The sequence below is a fragment of the Burkholderia sp. IMCC1007 genome (assembly GCF_027257875.1).
GTDB lineage: Bacteria > Pseudomonadota > Gammaproteobacteria > Burkholderiales > Burkholderiaceae > Burkholderia.
This window is the reverse complement of the sequence record NZ_JAPVQY010000041.1, coordinates 1-25,261: the sequence shown is the minus strand read 5'-3', so window position 1 is coordinate 25,261 and position 25,261 is coordinate 1. Positions and strand designations below refer to the sequence as shown.

The 25,261-nt window shown below is 60.1% G+C and carries 18 protein-coding genes, 4 pseudogenes and 1 other annotated feature; of the genes and pseudogenes, 8 read left to right on the top strand and 14 right to left on the bottom strand.

Annotated elements, in window-relative coordinates:
- Positions 1-37: 37 nt before the first annotated feature.
- From O1Q03_RS27860 to O1Q03_RS27805, 12 genes are all read right to left on the bottom strand, one after another.
- Complete coding sequence (locus O1Q03_RS27860; protein WP_269507268.1) at positions 38-997, bottom strand: LysR family transcriptional regulator; 960 nt, start codon at positions 995-997, stop codon at positions 38-40.
- 703 nt (positions 998-1,700) lie between these two features.
- Positions 1,701-2,393, bottom strand: a complete 693-nt coding sequence (locus O1Q03_RS27855) for a hypothetical protein (protein ID WP_269507267.1) — start codon at positions 2,391-2,393, stop codon at positions 1,701-1,703.
- A gap of 31 nt (positions 2,394-2,424) precedes the next feature.
- A complete protein-coding gene (locus tag O1Q03_RS27850) occupies positions 2,425-3,702 on the bottom strand; it encodes an NAD(P)/FAD-dependent oxidoreductase (RefSeq protein ID WP_269507266.1) in 1,278 nt (425 codons plus the stop codon).
- The gene (locus O1Q03_RS27845) at positions 3,699-4,154 is read right to left on the bottom strand and encodes a flavodoxin domain-containing protein (RefSeq protein ID WP_269507265.1); all 456 of its coding nucleotides are present in this window, start codon (positions 4,152-4,154) and stop codon (positions 3,699-3,701) included. Before O1Q03_RS27845 ends, O1Q03_RS27850 begins: the two co-directional genes overlap by 4 nt.
- 13 nt (positions 4,155-4,167) lie before the next feature.
- Complete coding sequence (locus tag O1Q03_RS27840) at positions 4,168-4,764, bottom strand: cupin domain-containing protein (RefSeq protein WP_269507264.1); 597 nt, start codon at positions 4,762-4,764, stop codon at positions 4,168-4,170.
- A gap of 11 nt (positions 4,765-4,775) precedes the next feature.
- Entirely contained in the window at positions 4,776-5,441 is a 666-nt protein-coding gene (locus O1Q03_RS27835; protein ID WP_269507263.1) for a hypothetical protein, read from the bottom strand.
- A gap of 23 nt (positions 5,442-5,464) precedes the next feature.
- Entirely contained in the window at positions 5,465-6,757 is a 1,293-nt protein-coding gene (locus tag O1Q03_RS27830) for a LeuA family protein (protein ID WP_269507262.1), read from the bottom strand.
- A 28-nt stretch (positions 6,758-6,785) separates the two neighbouring features.
- Entirely contained in the window at positions 6,786-7,550 is a 765-nt protein-coding gene (locus O1Q03_RS27825) for an SDR family NAD(P)-dependent oxidoreductase (protein WP_269507261.1), read from the bottom strand.
- Positions 7,547-8,488, bottom strand: coding sequence for an SMP-30/gluconolactonase/LRE family protein (locus O1Q03_RS27820; RefSeq protein WP_269507260.1), 942 nt, complete (start codon positions 8,486-8,488; stop codon positions 7,547-7,549). Before O1Q03_RS27820 ends, O1Q03_RS27825 begins: the two co-directional genes overlap by 4 nt.
- Positions 8,485-9,663 carry a hypothetical protein gene (locus tag O1Q03_RS27815; RefSeq protein WP_269507259.1) on the bottom strand — a complete coding sequence of 393 codons (1,179 nt, stop codon included), beginning with the start codon at positions 9,661-9,663 and terminating at the stop codon, positions 8,485-8,487. The genes O1Q03_RS27820 and O1Q03_RS27815 overlap by 4 nt, the downstream gene beginning before the upstream one ends.
- Before the next feature lie 384 nt (positions 9,664-10,047).
- Positions 10,048-11,058, bottom strand: a complete 1,011-nt coding sequence (locus O1Q03_RS27810; RefSeq protein ID WP_269507258.1) for an AraC family transcriptional regulator — start codon at positions 11,056-11,058, stop codon at positions 10,048-10,050.
- Positions 11,059-11,200: 142 nt separating this feature from the next.
- Positions 11,201-14,740, bottom strand: a complete 3,540-nt coding sequence (locus tag O1Q03_RS27805) for an indolepyruvate ferredoxin oxidoreductase family protein (protein WP_269507257.1) — start codon at positions 14,738-14,740, stop codon at positions 11,201-11,203.
- Between the two features lie 1,152 nt (positions 14,741-15,892).
- On the opposite strand from O1Q03_RS27805, the gene O1Q03_RS27800 reads away from it, so the two are divergent.
- The 7 genes and pseudogenes from O1Q03_RS27800 to O1Q03_RS27775 all read left to right on the top strand — a co-directional run bounded on the left by O1Q03_RS27800 (position 15,893) and on the right by O1Q03_RS27775 (position 22,827).
- Positions 15,893-17,077, top strand: coding sequence for an OmpP1/FadL family transporter (locus O1Q03_RS27800; protein WP_269507256.1), 1,185 nt, complete (start codon positions 15,893-15,895; stop codon positions 17,075-17,077).
- 396 nt (positions 17,078-17,473) lie between these two features.
- A complete protein-coding gene (locus tag O1Q03_RS27795) occupies positions 17,474-18,439 on the top strand; it encodes an IS5 family transposase (protein WP_269507255.1) in 966 nt (321 codons plus the stop codon).
- A gap of 269 nt (positions 18,440-18,708) precedes the next feature.
- Positions 18,709-18,861, top strand: a pseudogene (locus tag O1Q03_RS40015) (MgtC/SapB family protein); the annotation flags it as partial.
- Positions 18,862-19,313: 452 nt separating this feature from the next.
- Positions 19,314-20,567 carry an NRAMP family divalent metal transporter gene (locus O1Q03_RS27790; RefSeq protein ID WP_269507253.1) on the top strand — a complete coding sequence of 418 codons (1,254 nt, stop codon included), beginning with the start codon at positions 19,314-19,316 and terminating at the stop codon, positions 20,565-20,567.
- A gap of 44 nt (positions 20,568-20,611) precedes the next feature.
- Positions 20,612-20,824 (top strand): annotated as a pseudogene (locus tag O1Q03_RS27785) (hypothetical protein); the annotation flags it as partial.
- Positions 20,821-21,030, top strand: a pseudogene (locus O1Q03_RS40285) (transposase); the annotation flags it as partial. The pseudogenes O1Q03_RS27785 and O1Q03_RS40285, both read left to right, overlap by 4 nt.
- Positions 21,031-21,513: 483 nt before the next feature.
- Complete coding sequence (locus O1Q03_RS27775; protein WP_269507252.1) at positions 21,514-22,827, top strand: MFS transporter; 1,314 nt, start codon at positions 21,514-21,516, stop codon at positions 22,825-22,827.
- 9 nt (positions 22,828-22,836) lie between these two features.
- On the opposite strand, the pseudogene O1Q03_RS27770 reads toward O1Q03_RS27775, so the two are convergent.
- Positions 22,837-22,953, bottom strand: a pseudogene (locus tag O1Q03_RS27770) (IS5/IS1182 family transposase); the annotation flags it as partial.
- 25 nt (positions 22,954-22,978) lie between these two features.
- Here O1Q03_RS27770 and O1Q03_RS27765 point away from each other — a divergent pair.
- Complete coding sequence (locus tag O1Q03_RS27765; RefSeq protein WP_269507251.1) at positions 22,979-24,001, top strand: porin; 1,023 nt, start codon at positions 22,979-22,981, stop codon at positions 23,999-24,001.
- Here the strand turns inward: O1Q03_RS27765 and O1Q03_RS27760 are convergent.
- Positions 23,962-25,202 (bottom strand): IS3 family transposase gene (locus O1Q03_RS27760; protein WP_442865862.1). Its coding sequence is split into 2 segments (ribosomal slippage): positions 23,962-24,896 and positions 24,896-25,202, totalling 1,242 coding nucleotides; the frame shifts between segments, so codons are not numbered across the junction. The genes O1Q03_RS27765 and O1Q03_RS27760 overlap by 40 nt on opposite strands.
- Positions 24,784-24,900: a sequence feature (AL1L pseudoknot), on the bottom strand. (Overlaps the previous gene by 117 nt.)
- Positions 25,203-25,261: the final 59 nt, after the last annotated feature.

Sequence of the window (25,261 nt, the reverse complement as noted above, 5' to 3'; positions counted from 1 at the left end):
GCCACTGTGGCCGGATAGAACTCGAGAGCCGCGTCGCTCAAATCGAGAGATGCGCATTGTCATGGAGGATCGGTGTCGCATCCAACCAGCCATGGTTGGCACAGAGCTCTCGAATAAGCAAAACGGTCAGTCGGGAAACTGCCAACGCCGCGGAAGACGAGGGGAGCTGTTTGGAAGCGCAGATCGCCACTACCCGTGCTAATGCAGGTGAAACGACAGGTACAGCCGTCAACAGGCCCGCCTCTAGCTCACGTTTAAGCGGCATCACGGGCAGTAAGGTCTGGCCGAGTCCAGCCAGCAATGTAGTGCGCAAAATGCTGATCGAGCTGATGTCTGCGATGACGTTGGGAGGAGCATAGCCGCTCTGACGTGCTGCGGCTTCGATGATTGGTCGTACGCCATGAGGGTCAGCCGGCAGGATCAAAGGCAACGACAACGCTTTTTTCAACGAGATGGATGCTGGCGACCTGCGGCGGTTGGGTTCCGCAGGCGCAATGAGGCAGAGTCGTTCGGTGAGGATCGGTTTATAAGCGAATTCTGAGAGCTGGCCATCATCGAACAGAATCGCCAGATTGATCTGTCCGATTCTTAGCTGCCGAATCAGATTTCCAGTCAACTCTTCTGTTAATTCGAGTTCGACCTTCGGGAACTGCCGACGTACCGCTTGCAGCAGTGGCAGTGCCAACGCGTTGGAAACACTGTGCGGAACCCCGAACACCACCTTGCCACTGAGCTCGGCTGATGAGCTATGCACACTGGTTCGAGCGTCTTCGGTCTGTCGCAGGATGGAAATTGCATGCGCCAGGAAAATTCTACCTGGCTCGGTCAGCTCTACGCCGCGGTGCGACCGATGGAGCAAACGGGCGCCCAATTCGCTTTCCAATTGTGCAAGCTGATGACTCAGCGCGGATTGCGCGATAAAGACTTTTTCCGCAGCTTTCGAAAAAGTACCGTGCTCGGCGATGGCGACGAAATACCGTAGTTGGCGAAGTTCCATGTTGTGTTCGATGCCGAGAGTGCGGCTTCACATCACACCTCGCTATCTGTTTTCAAGATGGTGTTAGCTGAAAATTGTATTCGCCAGATGGCTGTGGAACGGCTTTAATGACCCTACCGAGCCGCCAACGAATACTCACGGTTACCCACCGAGACACTTCAGCTCACCAGGCGCCCGTTCGTGGCGGGGGCACTTCTGACCGGAAGTGAACCGATGTGCTGACAGAGGAAAGAGGAGATTCGCCTCTTTCCTCTGAGTCAGTTTTCATTCTGTTGGCTCGCGCTCATTTGACAGTTAGTTGGGCGCTGAGCATCTCAGTTTGAGTTTGAGTGAATGACCGCCGTCTAAAACGAGTTGTTCAATCCCATCGGGAGAAGCGGTCGTTAGACACGCACAGGAAGGCGGTCCTCAAGCCTCCAGAACTGCTGGCGTGGAGCACGATTCACTTTGGACAAGACCGGTCAGAACGCCAGCGGCGGCGACTCTACGGATATCGTCAGTTGGCTTAGCTGAACAGGCAAGCGGGGCGGTATATAGGGGCCACCACGCATGCGTCAGGGGCAGAGCGACTCGTCACTACACGCGCTCGCACCCCACCGTTCATCGGCTGCTCCAAACGTGCGCGTGTTTGTACCAAGGGCTATGAAATGGCAGTCTCAGCTTGACGGTCACCAAGCGCTCATCACGCGTGCTCGACGCAGCCCTACGCCATGGCCCGCTTGCGCAAGACGGTTTCACTTGTCGCCCGCTCCATCAGCTGCTTGCCGACAAGCTGGATGTACCGCGGTGTCCACCAGGCCGAGAATGCCGTCTTCGGATAGTTCATCAGGCGCGACACCATTGAGGCAAAGCTTTCCACCCTGAGTTCGAGGTAAAGCAGATAAAGCGAATTGCCCGACGAGTCCCGCGAGATCGCCATCGCCTCACGGTAGTACCCGACTTCGCGAGCCCTGGCGACCAGCCCATCCTTGTGGCTGCGAAGCATCTCATCGATCAGCGCTCGCATGTCCATATCCGATGCCGCATCCAGCGGGATCGCTGCAAAGACCGGCACTGCGGGTCCGCGCCCCTCGAAAGGCAGATGCTCATCTTCCCAATGAAACAGCAGTTCGGCGGGTGCGATCCGCTCCAGCAGCAGGCGATCCTGGTCGGAAAGCCGCAGCACCGACTCGACGGCCGAAGCGATGCCGGTGGTCTCCTCGGCCAGGATATAGGTGATCGCCAGTTGGCGATCCGGAGCGTTCGAAGGTACCAGGCTGATCGATGCTTCCAGTTCAGCCGTGGCAAGGGTGGAGGCTGCCGGCTTTCGTGCCAACCTGCTGCCGATCGACTCAAGCCGACGCGCCTCCGCGTCGTTGAAGAGGCCAGCGCCAAGGACAACTTGTTCTCTGTTCATGCGTTTCCGCCTTTTGTGGATTTGTTCGATCTCATGCGCGTCGGCGCATGCCCAATGCCTGCCTGAGTTCCACGCCGGGATCAGCGAGCAGACCGCCATCCAGCTGACGCTGCTCCTGGATCGCCCGACGCAGCAACGGCATCGATCGTCCATCGTTGACCGTGATAGCGCCAGTGATGCGCCCGTCGTCAAGGAATACACCAATGCTGCTACCCTCGCCCGTCGCCTGACGCAGAACAAGGGGCGCGGCGGGATCGGGATGTCCAGCAATCTGGATGTTCACGTCGTCCTGATCGGACCACATCCATGGAACGCCGGGCGGTTCCGCCGTGATCCCAAGCATCGCCGCAGCAGCCAGTTCGCCATGCTCTTCGGCCGGCTCCCAAGACTCCAGACGGACCCCGCGCGAGACTCCATGCGCATTCGGCAGGCGCCGGCGTGCCACGTCTCCCGCCGCAAAGATGTGCGCATCCGACGTGCGCCAGCGCTCGTCCACGACAACACCATCGTCGACCTCTAGGCCGGCGGCCACGGCCAGTCCACAGTTGGGTGTGGCCCCGATGCCGATAACCAGCACATCGGCCGGTATGCACTCCCCCGTGTCGAGCCGCAGAGCCTCAACCCGACTGATTCCCTCCACCGCGAGTGGGGCGACCCCAAAGCGGAACGCAATTCCCCGGGTCTGCAACATCAATGCGACCGATTGCGCCATCATCGCCGGAAGGCAGCGATTCATGAGGAACTCGCCTTTGGTCACCACCAACACCTCGCATCCGATGGCGCGAGCGGTCGCCGCCACCTCCAGACCGATGAAGCCTCCGCCGACAATCACGGTCCGCGGTCGAGTTGCAAGGGCGGTCCTGAGCGCCTCAGCATCCGCCGTCTGGCGCAGGTAAAAGACTTGCGCCAGATGCCCTCCTGGGATATCTAGGCGGATGGGCGAGGCGCCTGTTGCCAGCAAGAGCGTGCCGTATTGAATGCGGCCGGCGGTGGTCTGCAACCATCGTTCCTCGCGGCAGATGCGAATGACTTCGTGGCCGCGCCGGAACTCCACACCGATCGATTTGAATTCCTCGTCCGAGCAGATCCGCGGGATAGCCTCTCCGCCCGGCCTCAGTGCGGCCTTCGACAGCGCCGGCCGTTCGTAGGGGACGCAGTTCTCGTTGCCCAGGAGCACGACCTTCCCTGGGCCCGCATTGCGCGCCAGGAAGCGCGCGGCCGCAACGCCCGCTGGACCAGCACCGACCACGGCATACTCATAGGACGACTCCGGATCGCCCTGCCCCTCGCGGCCTGTTCCCCCGTTCATGCGGACACCTCCTCCAGCCATCCCTCCAGCCATTCGACGGCGTGGTCTTCGACGTGTGTCTTGGACCACATGTCATGGCATTCGACATCGCCGATACGCGAGGCGCCAAGTTCGGTGAGCAGTCGGTCGAGCTTCTTTGCGCCGAAGCAAAAGGTGTGCGTGTGGCGCTTGTTGTCTCCCAGCCCGAACACCCCATAACGCAAGCCACGCAGCGACGGACGCTGCAAGCTCAATTTCTCATAGAAGGGACGTGCACTCTCGGGCAATTCGCCTTCGCCATGACTCGACGTGACGACCAGGACGGCAGCGTCTTGCGCGAGGACCAATGGGTCGGCTGTCTTCATAAGATGAACGGACACGCGGTGCCCGGCGGCTGAAACTTCGGACTTCAATTCGTCCGCAACCATCTCGGCCGTTCCGCCGTGGCTCCCGACCAGGATGATCATTTCCATGACTCGGTCCTCCTTACAAGCCAAGATCACCGGGCGCAGCGGCCGGCGGCCCCGGCAGGACACCCTCCTGCCGAAGTTCCTCAGCAAGGGATTGCCAGCGGTTCCATGAAACGTCCACGGCAGGGTGAACAGTTCCGCACTGTGGGCACGTGCGCAACGCTTGGCTGCCGTTGAATGCCTCACAGGATTCGAGGTACCCCTCCTGGCAGAACTTCTCATGGGCACTCCAGACGTGCCGATGAACTTCACCGGAGCACTTTTCGCAGTACCACGCGACACCTTCGAGCCGTGGAAACTGGGCCTTGGCCCGGATGACAACCGACTCGGTCGCCGGAAGGTAGCGATGGGGCGTGCCGGCCGGCACGTAGACGGTGTCGCCGGGACCCATCGGGTAGCTCTTGATGGACTGCGACTGGAAAAGCAGCGTTCCACTGCCGGAGAGCAAGGTGAACACGACATCTCCGTCGCAAATCAGATAAAAGGGCTGGGGATCCGCGTTGCGGCTCAAATGCGTCTGCGGATCGACATCGCTTGGAAAGATCGGATACTCCGCGTAGGAATTGAGGCGCATGGCCTCCTTGAAGACATGAAAGGTTTTCTTCTGGGGCATGATGGTCTCCCTTAGGACGTGAGTTCCCGCATCGCCAGCTCTGCGCGCGCGGCAAGCTCGGCGTTCACCATGTAGCGCGACCAACCCCAGCTCTCCAAGGGGAAAGGGTCGTTCTGATGGCCGCATGCGTGGCACTTGCGCAGCTCTGGGTCCTCGTTGACCCGCAATGCCCATGTTCCCGAGCCAGCCACAGTCGGCACGAGCTCGCGCCCGGACGCACTGGTGAACTTACTGGTGACAGAATCGAACTTGTGCGCGAACCCCAGCGCATTGCACTTCGCGCATCGGAAGCCCAGCGATTCGGTTTGCGCACCCTGCGGCTTCTGCCGCTGGTAGTAATAGAAGACCAGGTAGTCGTCTTCGGATCCCGAATCTATACCGGAAACATCGTGCCCTCCCTGTTGCACGAACATCTGGCCGGCGCGAAGAAAGCCGAGGCTGGAGCCCAGGCAAAGCAGCACCTCGTCGACAGAGTTCTGGTGCTCGAAGCGCCCTGATGGCCTGTGGTCGCCACGCTGGATAGCGGTGAGTGTCACGATTGCGCCCGGATGCGCGAACGGAAAAATTGGCGCCAGTGAGCAGTTCTCCCGGATCAACTCCTCGTAGATGTTGGCTTTGCGCGGGTAGAAATCCGGAGCGGGGGCCGGAATGGTCAGCGCTGTTGAACTGGTGTCCATAGGTGTCTCCTAGTCAGGTGCTCTCAAGATGGTCTTGCGCCGCACGAAGCTGCTAGTCGCGCGAATTCGTCCGGGTTTAGCACACGATGCTGGGCAATGGCCGCGGCCTTGGCGCGCAACAGCAAATCCCTCTTGGCTGCTCCATCCATCTCTAGCCGCATCGCATCCAGCATGAAATCGATGTTGGCGAGTCCGCTGCCCTTGCCGACGACGAGCTCCACCGCGTGCCCTCCAATCAATTCGGGGCAGAAGGGGAAGAGCCACTGCATCGGCTCGGCGTCACCCAGAAGGCGCGTGTACTCCGTGCTCACAGTGCCCGATTCGATCTGCGAATAGCTCCTTCCCACCACCGGCTTGTTCGGAGCCGCCGAGACACGCGAGCACCTTTGGACGAGTTGCGCCAGCGGATGGATGCGGGAAAGATCGAGCGTGTGCTCCAGGCCGTAAAGCAGCGCACCGGCGAGAGCGACTTCCTCCAGCGGGGCGTTTCCCAGCCTCTCTCCCAGGCCAAGAGCCGACGTGTGGACGATGTCGGCACCTGCATCGATGCCGGCCAGGGCATTGGCGGCACCTAAGCCGAAGTCATTGTGAGGGTGAAGCTCGACTTCCAGTGCAGTCAAGGAGCGTACAGTGCTGACGAGATGTCGCGCGCCCTCGGGACTGAGCGCTCCGAAAGTGTCCATCAGGGCGACAGCGTCATACGGCCCGCTCGACGCGGCCTTCACAATCTGTTCCAGGACGGCAAGGTCCATACGGGAACTGTCGGCGATGAGCAGGGTAGTCTTGAGGCGGCCGCGCTTGGCGGTTTCGGCCGCTCGCAGGGCCTTTGCGATGGCATCGTCCACGCTCCACCGGAAGACCTTGCAGTACTGCTCGTTGGCCAGAATGATGATTCCCACGCCATCAGCCCCGGTTTCAACGGCCTTCTCCACATCCTCCGGGGTCGAACGTGCGATGGTCCAGATCTCAGAGCTGAGCTTCATGTCGACCAGTTCACGTATCGTGTCGCGATCCTCGTCAGATACGGCCACCATACCGGCCTCGATCCGATCGACACCCAGCGCGTCTAGCGCTTGGGCGATTTCGATCTTTTCCTGCCTGGTAAACACCACGCCAGCTTGCTGCTCGCCGTCACGCAATGTCACGTCGTGAATTCGCAGCCTCTTCCTGGGTTCTCCTTTTTTGTCCAAGGCGGCAAAGTTGTGCCAACTCACGAACCACTTCTCACCATATTCCATGCCACGCATCGCTGTCCTACCTCCAAAATCCGTTTGATCGTCGATGGACGACCTCGCCACTTGCGGCGGGGTCTTCATCGCCTGGCTCCATGACGGGTCTGCCGTTTCAGTAGCCTTTTCCGCAAAGCCAGCCCCCGTCGATCACGATCGTTTGCCCCTGGATGTAGCTGGCAGCTTCACTGCAGAGGAAAAGGACAGAGCCGGCGATTTCCTCGGGCTGAGCCCAGCGTCCCAGGGCGGTGTTGGTCTCGATCAGCGAGGCCATCCCGGGCTGCTCGAAATAGTGCTTCGTCAGTGGGGTCTCGACGATGCCGGGAGCGATGGCGTTGCAGCGGATGCCCGTGTGGCCCAATTCCCATGCAATGGCTCGAGTGAGCCCCATCAATCCGGCCTTGCTCGTCACATAAGCGGCCCGATTCCGGAACGCGGACAAGCCGGCGATCGACGCGATGTTGACGATGCTGCCTTCGCCCTGTGCGGCCATCATGCGCGCTGCACTTTGCGCGCACAGAAACGGGCCGACGATGTTGACGTCCAGAGTCCGCTTCAATCGCGCCACATCGTGATCGAGGAACGGTTCCTCGTATCGAACGGCGGCGTTGTTGACGAGGATGTCCACTCGGCCGAAGGTTTCGGCAATCTGTTCGAATACGGTACGCACGCCATCGGTGTCGGTGATGTTGACGCCGACGCCGATGTGCTCGTCCCCGAGTTCGGCCGCCAGCTTGGTCGCGGCGGAACCATCGAGATCGAGAAGCGCGATCCGCGCGCCGGCTTTGGCCAGCGCGTTACAAATCTCCCGGCCAAGACCGCCCGCCGCGCCTGTGACAACCGCGACATGCCCGGCGAGATTCACGGAAGAATCGGTCATCGCCCCTCTCCTGCCCCACCCGTGGGGGAGCGCCCCTCCCGCATGTAGGCCAACGGGTTCCCACCGACATTGAGGTCGATACGGTAGATGGACGAACTCGCCGCAATGAACAACGTGCGCCAATCGGCACCACCCCAGTTCAGGTTGCCGACCTCTTCGGGGACCTCGATGAGACCGATGCGGTTGCCGTTTTGATCAAAAACCCAGACGCCCCCGGGGCCCGTGACGTAGACGTTGCCGTGCTCATCCAGCTTCATGCCGTCGACCACGCCTTGGCCGATCACGCCCTCGCCGATCCCATCGGCGAACACCGAGCCATTGGACAGACTGAAGTCAGACCCGACGTCAAACACCCGGATGTGCGCCCGATAAGTGTCGTTCACGAACAGGCGGCGCTCGTCGGGCGACAGGCACAGCCCGTTGGGCCCTTCGAAATCGTCGACCAGCAACTGGACCGGAGCGCCAGGAGTGCGCACGCAGTAGACTCCGCGAAATGCGAGCTGAGTGGGCCGCTCGAGGCCGACTGCCGGGATCGTGCGTCCCCAATCGGGGTCGGTGAAGATGATCGCCCCCGCGTTACTGACAATGACGTCGTTCGGGCTGTTGAGCTCCTTGCCCTGAAAATGCGAGGCGACCACAGTAATCTCCCCGTCGGGAGCTTCACGGATCACCCGGCTCGTGACGTGTTCGCACACGATCAGGCCGCCGTTCGCGTCCCGCGTCATCCCGTTTCCGTGATTGTTCGGGTTCCTGATAATGCTCACGCCCTCCTCGGGATGCCACCTTCGACGCTGGTCTCCGACGACGTCGCTGAAATGCAGCGACCCGTCGGCCATCCAGATCGGACCTTCGGTGAATGCGAAGCCGGTTGCGACACGTTCGAGCTGGGACGAGGGCCCCAACAGCTCGGAGAAGCTGCTGTTGTAGAAGACAGTCATGATTGCCCCTCTTCCGCGGAGGTCTCGTGTGCAGTCCGCGCGACCGCGTCTTCCTCGCTTCTTCGCTTTGCCGCGAACGCGAGATAGTCCAATTCGACCTCATGTCCCAATCCCGCAATCGGCTTTTCAGGATCGTCCTGCCAGATCAGCGACTCCTGTGCGATGTGCGGCGGGTGGTCCTGGATGGCAAAGAGCGCCCAATCGGCGGGGACGCCATCCTTGACGCCGACATTGATGCTGTGCTGCGCCCAGCTTGGAGCCCCCATCACGAGGTCACCTTCCTCCCAGACCACTCGCTCGCCGTCGATGTCGGCGATGGCCGATCCCATCATCTGGTAGAAGAGCGCCGCCGGTGTATGGCGATGCCCCCAGCGGACCGGCGGCTGCAGCGGCGCGGTCGCGGTGCCGCCGAGGATGGTGACGAAGAAACTCGCCGAAGTTCCGGCGCGGCGCTCCGTCGCCGGGTTGTAGAGCAGCACCAAGTCACGTTGATCGGTTCGCGGTGCGAATGCCAGTTGATCCTTGACGGCGCTCCACCGCCAGAGGTGCGCGCGCGACGGGACAACTTCGATATCGGACAGATACTCCGCGCTCTGCAACCGGGCGCCGCCGGGCAACTCGACGTCGAACGAGCCGTCCTTCAGGTTGCGGGGCCGTGGCTGCGCCAGTCGGCGCACGGGCGGATCGTATTCGGCGTAGTGGGCGCCGAGCTTCTCCAGCAGCGGGGCATTGGAAAAGCTCAGCCAGACGAAGAGGTCATCGCCGACATTGCGATGCTGGTAACGCTGCATCGCCGGAATGTTGCAGGTGTCCCATCTGGCAAGGGGCAACTCCTCGCCATTCACAGTCGCAGAGCCGCAGCCGCGGAGACAGAATTCGACGCGATTGGAATTCCTCCAGATCGGCGCGGTGACCTCTCCCGGCCTGAGCACATGGAGGACGGCGTCGAAACCAGGCGAAATGCCATTGCCTTCGCCGGTGTGGCAGGGATGGACGATCGCGCTCGCGCGGATGCCGTTGGCCTGCTTGGCAAGCGCGGCGAGCCGCTGGATCTCGCTCTCGATTGCGTCACGCGAAACGATCACCGGCGGCCAGGGACGAAGCGGCGCCAGGGCTTGGTCGGACTGGTCCACGAAGATTGCTTCCCGCGTGGCCAGGGGTTCGGCACTCGACATTCAGAGTCTCCTTGATGTTCTCGATGGGTGGACGACTGAAGCGCGCGGCCATAGGCCCGCGACAGCATCTGCTCCTCACATGTGCATGCCAGCACGATCGTCAGGATGTAGTCCGCGCGCATCTCTGATCGGATGCGTCAGTGGCAAATTTTCCGCTTTTGAGCGCCGTGGCTCGTTGATCCTGGCGGACATTTCGTTGGCATCCCAGGACATGGCCTGAGGTCCAGAAGAATCCCGAGCCGATGCGGTCTCGGAAAGGGTGCCGCACCTGGTGCCTGGCTCGGAGGTGATCGGCGATGGCGTGCGCGCGTGCGCGGGCGCCCCGGGCTGCTTCGCAATGGTGAAGAGGAGGTGGCCGCGCTGATCGTCACGGCGGCCGAGGTTTCAACGCCGCTTCAGCCTCTCGGCTCTGAGCGCACTCGCGTTGCGCTGGAAGGTCCTTGAGAACCACCGGGAAAACGCGCTCGTCTCGGAGAATCCCAGCAGCTGAGCGATCTGTGTGATCGGCCTACCCGATTGCATCACGTACCGCATCGCCAGCTTGCGGCGTGTGTCGTCGGTCAGTTGCGAGAAGGTCACGCCCCTGGCGCTCAACTGCCGGTGCAGCGTTCGAGTCTGAACACCCAGCCGCAGCGCCACTCGCTCCATGCTGCAATGGCCCGTGGGAAGCATCGCCTTGATGAGTTCGATCACCTTGGCTTCCAGCGGCTGCCGCAGCCACGCCTCACGTGCCTGCAGCTGTTGCCGGGCCTCGCTGCGGAGGGCGGGATCGGCGTCCGGCAGTACGTGCTCGAGGTCAGCGGGCCGGAGCACGATCACATTCGTGTCCTGCCCAAGGAGGACCGGACATCCGAAATATCGCCGATACAGATGTGCCCGCTGCTGCATGGAGTGCGCAAACCCCACTCGCATAGGCTGCCAGGTGTCGCCCAGCAGTTGCTTCATCACCTGGAACAGCCCGCCAACGATAAGGTCATCGCTCTGAGGCGAACTCGACGAGGGCAGCACAGCCAGCCGTGCCGTCACGGCAACTTCCGCCCCGGTTTCCTGGAGGTCGAGTACGACGTTCTCGGATTTCAGGCGCATGTTCGAGATGATGGCGAGCAGCGCGTGACGCACGTCCGGCTCGTCGCGTGCCAGTAAGCCGCCCGCTCCATAGTGGGAAAGCCGGCGCGTCTTGGCCAGACGCAGTGCGAAGTCGGGCCACCCCGTAGCCTCTGCCGCGTCATCCAGCAACTTCGCAAGCCCATCCAGCGGGATGCGGATTCCCGAGTCAGTCAGCGCCGCGCGCGCGATATGCGCGCCACGCAGCAACGGAAGCGGGTTGACGCCGACGCTCTGCACCAACTCGGAAAACCCGACGAGGGCATGAGCACTGGCCGTAGGCTTGTTCATGCTTCCGATTGTCGACCGCTTGTCCGGCAGGGTCAACTCACTCGGCATGCAGCCCGGCACGCTTTCTGGGCTGGGCCTTGCAGAGGGCTGACTCAGCATGGCCTCCCGCTCGAACCGCGAGGTCATGCTCGAGGTCATGTTGTTAACGCCCCGCTGACTCTGAAACTAGGGCCGCCGCTGTCGTGACGGGTGCCACCTCACCCGAAACCTTCGAGAACAGCTTGCGGCAGAGTTCCTCGTAACGGACCTTTGCGTCCCGGATGCTTTGCTGCTTCACGTGGCCGAAGCCCCGGATCTGGGCCGGAACCTGAGCGAACTGCACCAGCGCATCCTGATTCACGTCTTCCAACCGCGGAAGCAGTGCGATGATCTGTTCCCGGTATTCCTCGATGAGTGCGCGTTCCTGCCGTCGTTCCAAGGTGCGCCCGAAAGGATCCAAGGCCGTTCCCCGTAGGAAGCGAAGTTTGGAAAGCGCACGGAAGGCCCACAGCATCCACGGTCCGAACTGGCGTTTCCTTGGTTCGGCGCCGGTGCGGTGCAGCACCGGGGGCGCTAGGTGGAACGTGAGGCGGAGCTTGCCCTCGAACTGCTCGCTGAGTTGTCGCAAGAATTCCGGGCGCGTGTAGAGACGCGCCACCTCGTATTCGTCCTTATACGCCATCAGCTTGTGCAGGTTGACGGCCACGGCGCGCGAGAGACGCTCAGAACCCCAGGCCTTGCTTTCGGCAATCCTTACGCGCTGCACAAACTCCCGGTAGGAGGCAGCGTACCGGGCATCCTGATACTCCTCGAGGTCCCGCGTGAATGTGGCGATCAATGTCTCCAGCGATTTGGGCGCGACGAACTGGATCGATTGCGCTGGGGTCACAGCGCGCTGCAGCCCGGGCAGATCCAGCGCGGCGCGCCGGCCCCAGGCGAAGGCCGCCTGGTTCGCTCTTACGGCGACACCGTTGATCTCAATCGCTTTCAGAAGCGCATGTGCCGAAAGAGGCACCAGTCCCTTCTGAAACGCATAGCCCAGCATGAACAGGTTGGTGGCGATCGCATCCCCACAAAGGCGGGTGGCCAGCGTCGTGGCATCGAGGAACTCGGTGCTGCCTCCTGCAGCTTCTCTGATCAGTGCGCGCACCCGACCGGCAGGGTAGGCCCAGTCTGGATCCTGCGCGAAGTGGCCCGTCGGTTGCTCGAAAGTGTTGATGACCGCGTAGGTGCGGCCCTGCCGCATTTTGGAGATCGCGTCCGATGCCCCGGCGGTAAGCATGTCGCACCCCAGCACCACGTCGGCTTCGCCTGTCGGTATACGTTGGGCGCGCAGACGCTCGGCAGTTGTCGCCAATCGCACATGTGAAGTCACCGATCCGTTCTTCTGCGACATGCCGGTCATGTCGAGCACCGACACGCCTTTGCCTTCCAGGTGTGCTGCCATTCCGATCAGTGCGCCGAGAGTGATGACACCCGTGCCGCCGATGCCGGTGATGAGGATGTTGTGGGTTCCACTGGATTCGCGAAGAACGGGTTCGGGTAGTGGCCCCTCCGCAACGGTTGGTATCGCCCCAACCTGTTTGCGGGGCGTTACGCCGTCCACCGTGACGAAGCTGGGACAGAAGCCGCGGATGCAGGATTCGTCCGCGTTGCAAGACGACTGGTCCACCTGCCGCTTCAATCCGTAATCCGTGAGATGCGGAAGAATGGAAGTGCAGTTGGATTTCGCGCCGCAATCCCCACACCCCTCGCAAACGCGCTCGTTAATTACGACCCGCCGCTTAGCCGCCGGGAACTCGCCTTTCTTGCGTCGGCGGCGCTTCTCCGCTGCGCAGACCTGGTCATACAGGAGCACCGAAACGCCCTTGTACTCGCGCAGATCGCGCTGCACGGCCTCCATGTCATCGCGCTTGTGGATGGTGATTCGAAGGCCAGGGCGGCCCACGGGCAGCGCGCTGGTGTCTGCCCAGCGGCTCACGTCTTCGGCGACCAGAGCGATGCGCTGGACGCCTTCCGCGGCCAGCTGGTGCGCGATACGTGGAAGGCTGATCGGACCATCCACGGGTTGCCCGCCCGTCATGGCGACCGCATCGTTGTAGAGGATCTTGTAGGTGATGTTCACACCCCCGGCGACGGCGGCCCGGATGGCGAGCGAACCCGAGTGATAGTAGGTGCCGTCGCCCAGATTCGCGAAAACATGTTCACGCTTGGAGAACCAGGCCTGCCCCAACCAGGTAGCCCCTTCTCCGCCCATCTGGGTGGTCGTCCTGTTGTGTTCCGGATAGATGGCGGTGGCCATGACGTGGCACCCGATGCCGGCCAACGCCAAACTGCCCTCCGGAACCTTGGTGGACGTGTTGTGCGGGCAACCGGAGCAGTACCAGGCTGGGCGCGGCGGCGTGCCGACCGCCTTCTTGAGAATCTCGTCCTTTTCGTCAAGGATGCGCAGCCGATCACGAATCTGCTCGCTTTCGTGAAAACGGGTCAAGCGCGCCGCGACCACCCGCGCGATCTGCGCCACGGAGAAGTCGGTGGTGGCCGGCAACAGCCAGTTGCCGCGCGGGTGCCCACCCCATTCGCCGCGCTCGTCGAACTTTCCGATGATGCGCGGGCGGACATCCTCGCGCCAGTTGTACAGGTGCTCTTTCAGTTGGTATTCGACAATCTGGCGCTTCTCCTCGATGACGAGGATTTCCTCCAGTCCGTCGGCGAACTCTCGCACCGAGTCCGGCTCCAGCGGCCAAGGCATGGCCACCTTGAACAGGCGGATCCCGATCCGTCCCGCCATTTCTTCGTCGAGCCCGAGTTCTTCCAGCGCCTCCAGCACGTCCCGATAGGATTTGCCGGAAGCCACGATGCCCAGCTTGGGTCGCGCCGAATCGATCGTGATGCGGTTCAGGCGATTCGCGCGGGCATAGGCGATCGCAGCATAGATCTTGTGGTCCTGCATGAGCGCTTCCTGCTTGCGTGCCTGCACGCCCAGCGTGTCGGTCGACAAGCGAGCGTGGAAACCGTCCGCAGGCAGCGCCACGTCCTCGGGAATCCGGATCTCGATGTCGCTGTCTGCCGCAATGGAGGACGAGGACTCCACGGTGTCGGCCAGCGCCTTGAAGCCGACCGGCAGCCCGGCGAAGCGCGACATGGCGAAACCGTGCAGCCCCAACTCCAGATACTCGTCAACGCTCTGGGGATAAAGCACTGGAATCATCGATGCCGCAAACAGGTGGTCGCTCTGATTCGGCAGAGTGGATGAATAGGCGCCGTGGTCATCTCCGGCTACCAGCAGCACGCCGCCACGGGGCGAGGTACCGGCGTGGGCCATGTGCTTGAACACGTCGCCGCAGCGGTCCACGCCCGGCCCCTTGCCGTACCACATGGCGAAGACGCCGTCATAGTCGCTCTCGCCGGTCAGATGCACTTGCTGCGTGCCCCAAACGGCAGTTGCGGCGATTTCCTCGTTCACGCCAGGCAGGAACTTGACCGAATGCTCCTTCAGAATCTTCTCGGCCTTCCAAAGCGCTTCGTCGAGCCCGCCGAGTGGCGAGCCCCGGTAGCCGGAAACATAGCCTGCAGTGCGCAGGCCGCTGGCTGCGTCGCGGCGCCGTTGCACGAGCAGCAGGCGCACGAGCGCCTGAATGCCGCTCAAATAGATCCGGCCGGACGTGGCGGTGTACTTATCGTCAAGAGAAACGTCGATCATGGGGCGATTCCGGTAGGCGCCTGTAACAAAAAAACGGCACGCCCAGGATGGTGGGCGTGTCGCGTTGACGGGTGCGCCCGGGTGGAGCGCACGCCGCATGGAAATGCTCATGGAGCGGGAGACGAACAGGTCGCGGAGCTACCTCCGCATAATCCTGGTACGACTAGGCAACAGACATCATCAGTTGGCCCGCCTGCGGGACAGTGATTTCGCCTCGATTGAATATACAGCTATTGCCCGAGGAACTCGCGGCTAATGCCTAACCAATGCATGACTGGGTCACTGCCGGCAAGAATGCAGAAGACGTGAAGAGTAACTCGGCCGTGTCGCGTCGCGACCAGCCGGGTCGTCACGGTCGTCATCGTGGTGCGAAGTCTTTCGGTCATGCTCGTCTCCTTTGCTTGTCTCTGAGGCTCGGCACATCTTGTCTTCCGCCTTTTTTATGCACGCGAACAGATGCGTCCTTCGGGTATATGGTCCACATTAAAGAGCCGGAGATCGTTGACCCTAGCGGACATTCGATTATCTTTTGAAGACAGGCGCCGCGCACTGCCGCACTAGGTCACGAGCGAGTCGCCACTCTCCGTACAAACCCCTCCTTGCCGACATAACGCAGCCCTCGTACGCTTCAAACTAGACGTCTAATTATAACTGGTAGGAATGCTATAAATTATGCAGACAGCTATGCGTACGTTCCTCAACGCACTTTCTTGAGCCCACTGCCGTGCGGGTGGCCCACGAACAGACTTGAGTCTCCAAAAAGCTGCACGAAGGAGAAGTCGATGATTAGCACTACGATGAGGTCGCTACGTTCGATGGTTGAGCGGTGGCTCTCCCCCGAATCTGCGAAGCAGGTTCACGTAACACAATTCACAAAAAAGCGTTCCTTAAAGCGCTGCTACGTGTGTGTCGAAACATTCAAGTCAACGGGTGCTGTGACAATGTTTTTTTTTCGACATCAAGACGGTACTTGGCAAGTGTTTCCGCCGGGTCGAGATAGTCCCATGATGCAAGTTGAACATTGACTAAAACTACTACAAAACGGCACGTCATCACGTAATCAACGTATAGGCAAGAACAATTCCGCGTGTTCGCTCTTAGCAGCGGCAGGACTCATATCACCTTCAGGCAAAAAATGAAATTGGAGACAAAATGAATCGCCCGTTTACGAAAAATGCGGTACTTCTTGCACTATCTGGTATTGCCAACGTAAGCATCGCTAGCGTAGGGATCTATCCAACAGGATACGGGACGCAAGCGCAAGGCATGGGCGGCGCTGGGATTGCAGTAGGGGAGTCTGCGCTCGCACCCGCTGGAAATCCGGCCGGGATTGCATTCTCAGGAGACAGGCTTGACGTTGGGACCGGATTGTTTATCACGAACGATGGAGCGCAGCAAGACGGTAAGTCGTATCCGGCCAAAACAGGTATTGCTCCCCTACCGGAGTTTGGATACGTCAAAGCGCTCAGTCCGAGTTTCGTCGTGGGCGTTGCTTCTTGGGCTGCCGGAGCAGCGGTCAACTATGGATATCCGTACGGAGAGATTCCAGGAAATTCGAAAACGTACTCGCAAGCCATTTTTGCACACGTTGCACCTACGATTGCTTACCGTTTCGGCGCGAATGGAGATAACGCGATTGCCATATCAGCGGTGGGAGCAATGTCTACAATTAGCGTTGGCGGAATTGAGGCTCAAACGGGATTGCCAAATCAAGGTAGAGATTGGAAGCCTGGCTATGGCATCAAGGTCGGATGGCTGAGTCGCCTCACACCCCAGGTTTCCGTGGGTGCGTTCTACGCCTCAAAGATTTATTACCAGCCGTGGTCGAAATATAGCCACATATTTGCCGACGGCGGCAGGTTCCAGGAGCCGGAGCAATATGGCGCGGGCATCGCACTCCGGCCGACGCAGAAATTGCTTCTCGCATTCGACTGGATTCGATTCAATTTCCGAAATACCCGTGGATTGGGAAACCCGCTGAACTTCTCAGCGGCACCGGGTGCAATCAACGGTTCAGGGACTGGATTCGCTAATATCAATGCCTATCGATTCGGCGTGCAATACGCCATGACCGACCGACTCACCCTGCGGGCGGGTTTTGAGATGGCTAACCAATTACTTACGTCGGACAATACGGCACTCACTTTTATCATTCCCGCGACCGTTAACCGGACGTACACCATCGGTGCGACCTATCACTTCGCAAACAAATCTGATTTATCCCTCGCGTACGGGGTGTCTCCTCGAGTTCAAGTTAACGGAACTGGCATGAGCGCAGGCACAAACCCCTATATGCGGGTCAATTTCATTTCCGTGGGTTACTCGAGAAAGTTCTGATTATTCCGGATCGAGACATATCGAAAAGAGTAAGGCCACATTGCGTATAAGTGGCTTTCGCCACCGCTCCCTGGCAGCAAGCGATTCGCGATACATCGCCTGATGTTTTGCTCGGCAATTTTCCACGGCGAGCATCTAACCAACGCCGCATTGACACTGCCGTGTCGATATAAGCCATTCTACGCACGGGTGGGCCACGACGACGCGCTATTTTTATGCTGAACTCAGCATACAGCAGACGTTTTTTTGGTTGGCGATCGCAGCTGCGGGCGTGTGAATGAGGCCGATCGCGGTCGGTCTGCGATTGGTAATTAAAAAAGTTTGTGCTAAGGATGGTGTTCAAAACTCAGACAACATGGAATGTTCAGGACTGAGGTTGCCTGGCACAATGAGCGCATGAAACAGACCGACCTGAACCTTGACCTGACGAACCGGCGCACGCGCAAGCGTGCGTTCCTGGATGAGATGGAGCGCGTGGTGCCATGGAACGAATTCGTGGCGGTGATAGAACCGCACGCGCCGACCAAGGCGACGGGTCGCCGGCCATTTCCGATTGAAGCAATGTTGCGCATCCACTTCCTGCAACAATGGTTTGGTCTGAGCGATGTCGCGATGGAAGAGGCGCTGTACGACGTACCGCTGTATCGCGAATTTGCCGGGCTGGGTGGCATGAGCCGATTGCCAGATCGGGTCAGTATCCTGCGCTTTCGGCATCTGCTGGAACAACACCGGTTGGCCGAGCAATTTCTGGTGACCGTCAACGCCCAGCTCAGTGCGAATGGCTACATGCTCAAGGAAGGGACGGCGGTTGATGCCACACTGATTGCCGCGCCGAGTTCGACCAAGAATAAGGGCGGTGAGCGCGATCCCGAAATGCATCAGACCAAGAAGGGAAATGAATGGCACTTTGGCATGAAGTGTCATATCGGCGTGGACGCCGACTCGGGTCTCGTGCACACGGTCGTGGGGACGGCTGCCAATGTCAACGATGTGACGCAAGCGCGTGCGCTCGTGCATGGTGACGAACGCGAGGTGTTTGGTGATGCGGGTTACCAGGGCGTGCAAAAGCGCGAGGAAATGCAAGACGTCAAGGCCAACTGGCACATCGCCATGCGTCCGGGCAAACGTCGTGCTTTGAACAAGGACACGCCGCTGGGCCAACTGCTTGACGAATTCGAAAGGCTGAAGGCGCGTATTCGTGCCAAGGTCGAGCATCCGTTTCGCGTTATCAAGCGCCAGTTTGGCCATCTCAAGGTGCGTTATCGTGGATTGGCGAAGAACACGCAGCAACTGCACACGCTGTTCGCCTTGAGCAATCTGTGGATGGTACGCCACCGAATTCTGCAGGAGTTCGTAGCATGAGTGTGACCGGATTCGGTTCAGACGAGCCGGAGCACAGACCGCTGGACTACTTCTATGCTGAATAGAACGCGGAATTCGCACGTTTCATCCCATTGATTTCACTTGGCGATACTTGCGTTGTCAGGTCAGCGTCGCCGAGCGTGTTTTGAACACCATCCCTAACTCGCTCCGCAGACGTTCGCGTCTATTGGCATTTAATGATCGCCGCGGTATGCCGCAAGGCTTCGAGCGCGTGAGTTGGGCAACGCAGCGCGATGATTGGACCAGAGGATCAACCGCCTCGCATTGAGGTCACTGCGACCTGCCGCAGCCATCCTAAAGATCAGACCCGGCTCGAGCAGGTCGCCAGTCGCATCAGCATGGAAATGGGCGTCTCCAGCGTCAGTCGATCGGCAAAGGAAGACGAGCCGGTGCCGGAATGACTTAGCCCCGATAGGCTTGCCGCCATTGCCGACGGTGACCAAAATTGCTCACATCTTTCGGGGGCCCGCGGGAATGAAGGCCAGGACCAGATTAATCTTGAACGGATGGCGCGGCCTGGTGCTCGGCCTCGTCGTATCAGAAGTCGCGGCGCTGATCATCGAGCTTGCTCTTCGTCCTGCCGGGGGCAGCACGTTCATCAAAGCCCTCGCGGGTAGCTCGCCTGTACCTTGGTCGTTGATGCGATGTGGGCGGTTCAGGAGTGAAGCATGCCTATCGCCACGCGGTGAGATCGGGCCGCGTCACGCTCATGTCAGTCAATCAGCTCGTGACCAGCATTGCCTCGGATTGTCCCAGACGCTGACTCGTCATTTTGCATGTTCAGCTCCATCCAGCATTGCTCGATCTGTGAAAATGTGGTCATAGGATTCTGAACTGAAAGAGCCGCCGCATCATGAGCGAAGTGCGTCCAGCAATCACAGTTTACCGCCGCGTCCTGGCCCGGCTACAGTCCGTTGCCCTGTGGGGCCCGGGCCTGCTCGTCATGCTGGCCGACACCGACGCAGGCAATGTGGTGACGGCCGCGCAGAGCGGTTCCCAGTGGGGCTATCGGCTCTTACCGTTGTTGCTGTTCTTGATCCCGTTGCTTTACATGGTGCAGGAACTGACCGTGCGGCTCGGAATTTATACCGGCCGCGGCCACGGCGAGCTCATTCGCGACAAGTTCGGCGTCGGCTGGGCCTGCCTGTCGGTCATCAGTCTGATCGTTGCCACGATCGGTTCCATGGTCACCGAGTTCACGGGCGTGGCGGGTATCGGCGAGATGTATGGTTTGTCGCGCAGTTTGGTGCTACCGATTGCGGCAGCCATGCTGCTTTGCGTGGTGGTGACCGGTTCTTACCGTCGGGTGGAACGAATGGCTCTCGCCATCGGCTTCTTTGAGCTGGCGTTCTTCTTCGTCGTCTGGGCCGCGCATCCCGATCTGACGACCATCGTCTATCATGCCGTCCACCTACCGTTGAGCAATCACCACTTCCTTTACCTGGCAGCCGCATTGATCGGCGCTGTGTTCAATCCGTGGATGATCTTTTATCAGCAGTCGGCGGTGGCGGATAAGAAACTGTTGCCGCGACAACACCGGGCCGCGCGATGGGACACCGCGATCGGGGCAGTGTTGACGCAACTGTTGACCGCCGCCGTGCTAATCGCTGCCGCCGCCACCCTGGGCTCGAAGGGGACCCAAGCTCAACTCAATACGGTCGCGGACATCAGCAAGGCGCTGACTCCGTTCCTAGGCGGCCAGGCTGGTCGACTGATTTTCAGTATCGGCGTGTTGGGTGCCGCGTCGGTGGCTGCGATCGTTTCCTCGCTGGCAATGGCTTGGGGAATCGGCGAGGTAGCCGGTTACCGTCGCTCGCTCGAGTTCAGGCCGCTACAGGCACCCTGGTTCTACGGCATCTATGCCGCATGTGTAGCGGGAAGCGCCACCCTGGTCTGGTTCGTCCCCAACCTAGTGTGGCTCAACGTAGGCACTCAGGTTCTCAATGCGTTCATGCTGCCGCTGGCGATTGGTTTTCTGGTCGCGCTGGCCGCCAGAACCCTACCGGAAAGCCAACGGTTGCGGGGTGGCTATCTATGGCTACTAATCGCGGCCTCAGTCGCTACCTGCGCACTCGGCATTTGGGGAGGATTCTCCGGCTTGCTGTAACGATTTTGTGAACAGCTAATCGAAGTAGTCCACAGCTACTTGAAGTGAGGGCCGAGAGACATGATCATGTTTTAGGATACCTCCTCGGGGCGGAACATGAGCACATCTTTCCGGGCGCAGCCCAAGAGAATAACGAGCGCAGAACTTGGATGGTGATAGCGCTGTGCAGTGCGATGATGGTCGCCGAGATTATCGGCGGCAGTCTTTTCGGCCCGCTGGCCCTCGTCGTCGGTGGCCTGCACATGTCGACGCAGTCACCTTCGACTGGAAAGACTATAAACAGGCTGCCGCCACCAAGACCATGATCCACGCGGTCGACGAGTTCATCCGTCGCTTCCTGCTGTAGGTGCTGCCCGACGGCTTCCAGCGCATTCGCAGTTACGGCTGGCTCGCCAATCGCCATCGGGCAGCCAAACTCGCCATCTGTCGCAGGATGCTTGGCGTCGCTCGCCCCGCCGCCGAACCTTCTGGCGTACGAGTTGTGGTAATCCGCCGATGAGCGCAGGCGTCGCGCCGTTCGACATGCCCGCCAAGCGCCGCGGTGCGACATAGCGCGATCGCGCTCATCGCGCGCCGCTACGCACGGCTGAGCCCGTCGGCATGGGTCTGCCAGCACTTAGGACGCAGCGGCGGCCAGCCGCCACGTGACGCCATGCAGCACGCGCATTGCGCCTTGGTACTGTCCTCTGAAAGGCAGGACCTTTCGCCTTCTATGCGACTTTCTCGCTACAGGGTTTTCTCGACTAACGAGAAAGCTCGACAATGCAATGTCACTCGGCCCACCACTCCTAAGACCTCTAATTTCCCGGTGCGAGGTGATAGTCCACCGCAAGAGCGGGTTTATACCAAGAAGTTTCCGATAGGCGATCCCGGTGCACGCACCATATAATTAGATATGTAATTAAATCTAATCTTGAACACAGCGAAGTACGCTATCGGAGTTAGCATGTCAGCTTCCCTTTCCCCGGAGATTGAACCGCGAAGCTCGCGACTTCCCGTGGTGGTCTGCTTCATCATTCTCGTTCTCGAGGGTTACGACCTCGCGATGTTCGGAACCATCGCCCCCTCACTACTGGATTACGTCAGTTGGCAGATGACAGCATCGGAGATCGGAGTTATTGGTTCCGCGTCTGGGATCGGCCTCGTCATTGGTGCGTTCTCCGCCGCGTTCCTGGTCGACAGGTTTGGCCGAAAGTCAGTTCTGCTTACGTCGACTGCGATCTTCTCAGGTGGCATGCTCGTTTCATCGATGGCGCCAACACCCCTGATTATGGGCCTCGGTAGAGTTCTTACCGGTCTCGGAGCCGGCACTGTGATGCCAGCCGCGGTCGCGATGCTCATAGAGTTCTCCCCAACCGAGCACCGTCAGCGGACGGCAAGTAACAGCTTCATCGGCGTCGGTTTTGGGGGGATCGCTGCGGGCTTGTTGTCAGCGTGGCTGCTTCCGATCTCAAATTTCCGGGCGATGTTCGCGATCGGCACTGTCGCTCTACTAATCGTCCCGGTGTTAATCAAGATTTTTCCGGAGTCGCCAGCCTTCTTGATGAGCATCGGGGACGAAGTCCGAGCCCGGGAGATCGCTTCGCGCTACGGTATTACGGACCTCGAAATCCGCGACGTGCAAAAGGGACAACATAATAGTGCGTGCGATCGCCTCCGACAGATCTTTTCAGGTAAAAGGTTGGTAGTCACAGTTCTGTTCTGGCTGGTGATGATACTTGTCCAGACCACCGCGACGCTCTCAGGGTATTGGATCCCCGTACTCATGCGTTCCGGAGGCTATAGCTTCGGATCCGCATTGCTGATGGTCACCGTCCTGTACACTGGCTTCATTCTCGGTACGCTAGTGACTGCCCGTATCGCCGACTGCGTCGGCAGTCGCAAAGTGATCGTCTCAGGTTTGCTCATCGCGGCAGCGTCATACATCCTCCTCAGCTTCCGGCTTGACATTTGGGCAGGCTTCCTGCTCGTAGCCTTGATTGGGATGGGCGGGCCGGCCATGCAAACACTCACAAATACTTTTGTTGCCTCGTATTACCCGGCGTCACTTCGGGGGACCGGCATTGGGATGGCTGTTGGCGTCGGCCGCGTAGGCGCCATTCTCGGACCGCTCTATGGAGGGGCTATCGCGGCAGGACTCCCCGTCACGGCACAGTTCTACGCATTTGGGATTCCAGCTGCGGCCGCCGCATTGGTCATGTCGATGGCACCGCTGTCCACTCGTCACCACTCCGCGAATACCAGGACACAATCGACTTAGAAAGCGCTTTCATGACGACTGCTGAGTGCGCCGAAGGGTATTCCAGCAGATCAGGCAGCAACCTGGTTTGAGGAAGGCGACGTGAATCTTGGCAAGGCGCTCGCAACCAATGCGGAGCGCTCTAAAGAACCAAAATCTCGGAGACCGATTAATGAAAAAGTCGCTCATTGCTTTTGCGCTGATCGGCACTTTAGAAGCATCGGCGTTTGCCCAAAGTAGCATCACTCTCTACGGCATCGTTGACACTGGGCTGTCTTACGTAAACAACGACAGTGGCAACCAACTGTGGGCAATGCAAGGCAACATCTTGCGGGGTAGCCGCTGGGGTCTACTGGGAGCGGAGGATCTGGGCGGTGGCACCAAGGCCATCTTCCGATTGGAAAACGGCTTCAACCCGATCAACGGCAAACTGGGACAGGGCGGCCGCGAGTTCGGCCGTACCGCTTATGTTGGCCTGACGAATGAGTCGCTCGGTACGCTCACTCTCGGTCGCCAATACGACTCTTTCATTGTTGCAGTTCAACCTACAACGTTTAACGGCCAGTGGGGTGCTCTGTTCGCGCACCCGAGCGATATTGATAACACAGATAACAGCTTTCGCACCAACAATGTTGTGAAATACGCGTCGCCGTCTTTTGCTGGCGTGAGTGCCGAACTCATGTACGCGTTCGGCGGCGTGGCGGGTCAATTTGGCAGCGAAAGCACAGTAGCAACCGGTCTGAGATACACGCGCGGTCCATTTTATCTTGGCGCAGGGTACTTCTATGCCAAGAATCCTGCTGAACAATTTGGCGATGGTAACTTTGTTGCCAGTCACCCTGCCACGCCCGGCGTCACGACGAACGGCGCGTGGGGCTATGTTGGCCACCCGTCCAACATGCAGACATTTGGTCTTGGCGGCACTTACACAATTGGGCCCGGAATGATCGGACTCGCCTATACGCACGTGAAATTTAATGATGCGAATGGCATCGACGGAAACAGCGTGGCGTTCACCAATGCTGAAATCTGGGGAAGCTATACCTTCACGCCGGTCGTGACGCTAGGCCTCGGTTACACCTACACTTGTGGTAAGGTCGATGTCGCAGGTACCATGAACCGCGCCGGGTTTGTCGGAGACCGCCGAGTTTGGCGCTACGCCGCGCGAGCGGATAGCGCCAGATTCCGTTTGTAAGCTTGCTCCGCCTCCGCCGGCGACACGTACCCGAGCGGGCCGAGCAACCGATGGTGGTTGTACCAGTGTACCCATTCCAGCGTGGCGAGTTCGACATCCTGGAGCGTACGCCATGAACGCCGGTGCACAACTTCGGCCTTGTACAGTCCGTTGATTGTCTCGGCCAGCGCATTATCGTACGAATCGCCAACGCTGCCGGCGGACGGTTGCACGCCAGCATCCACCAAACGTTCGGTGTACCGAATGCTGAGATATTGCGACCCGTGATCGGAATGATGAATGAGGCCGGGCGGCGGCTGGCGATCGTGTAACGCCTGGTTCAGCGCGTCCAGCACGAAGTCAGTCTTCATCGATGCCGACACGCGCCAACCGACGATACGGCGCGCAAACACATCAGTGACGAAGGCCACGTAGACAAAGCCCGACCATGTCCAGCAATAGGTAAAATCCGCAACCCACAGCGCGTTGGGCTGATCGGCACGGAACTGACGTTTGACCCGGTCCAGCGGGCACGGCACCGCATCGTCGCGCTGCGTCGTCTTGATCCGGCGCCCGCGCCGCACACCTTCGAGGCCCATCGCCTTCATCAGGCGCGCAACCGTGCAGCGCGCGACCTTCACACCATCACGCAGCAACTGGCGCCAGACCTTGCGCACACCATACACGCCAAAGTTCTCGTCCCAGACCGCACGGATGAGGGCCTTCAGTTCAGCATCGCGACGCGCTCGCTCTGGCCATTGCTCCGGATCGCTGCGCCGCCCGGCGTGCCGGTAATACGTCGACGGCGCGATCGGCAGCAGGCGGCAGATCGGCTCGACACCGTAGACGTCGCGATGCTCGTCGATAAACGCGATCATGGTTTCGATCGGCGGTCGAGCTCCGCCTGCGCGAAATACGCGGAGGCCTTGCGCAGGATCTCGTTGGCCGTGCGCAATTCACGATTCTCGCGCTCCAGTTCCTTGAGCCGTGAGAGCTCGGAAGTCGTCGTGCCCGGTCGCTGGCCACGGTCGCGCTCAGCCTGGATGACCCAGTTTCGCAGCGTCTCGCGCGACATCCCCATCTTCGAAGCGATCGAGCGGATCGCCGCCCCCTGCGTTTCGTACTCGTGCTGATGCTCAAACACCATCCGCACCGCCCGCTCCCGCACCTCATCTGAATATCGCGTCCCGGTGGGCTTCCTTACCTTGCTTTCGTTTTCCATACTTCAAATCTCCAATTACAGCCAAGATCCGAAGTCTCCTACATTCCCGGAGCGGTTCA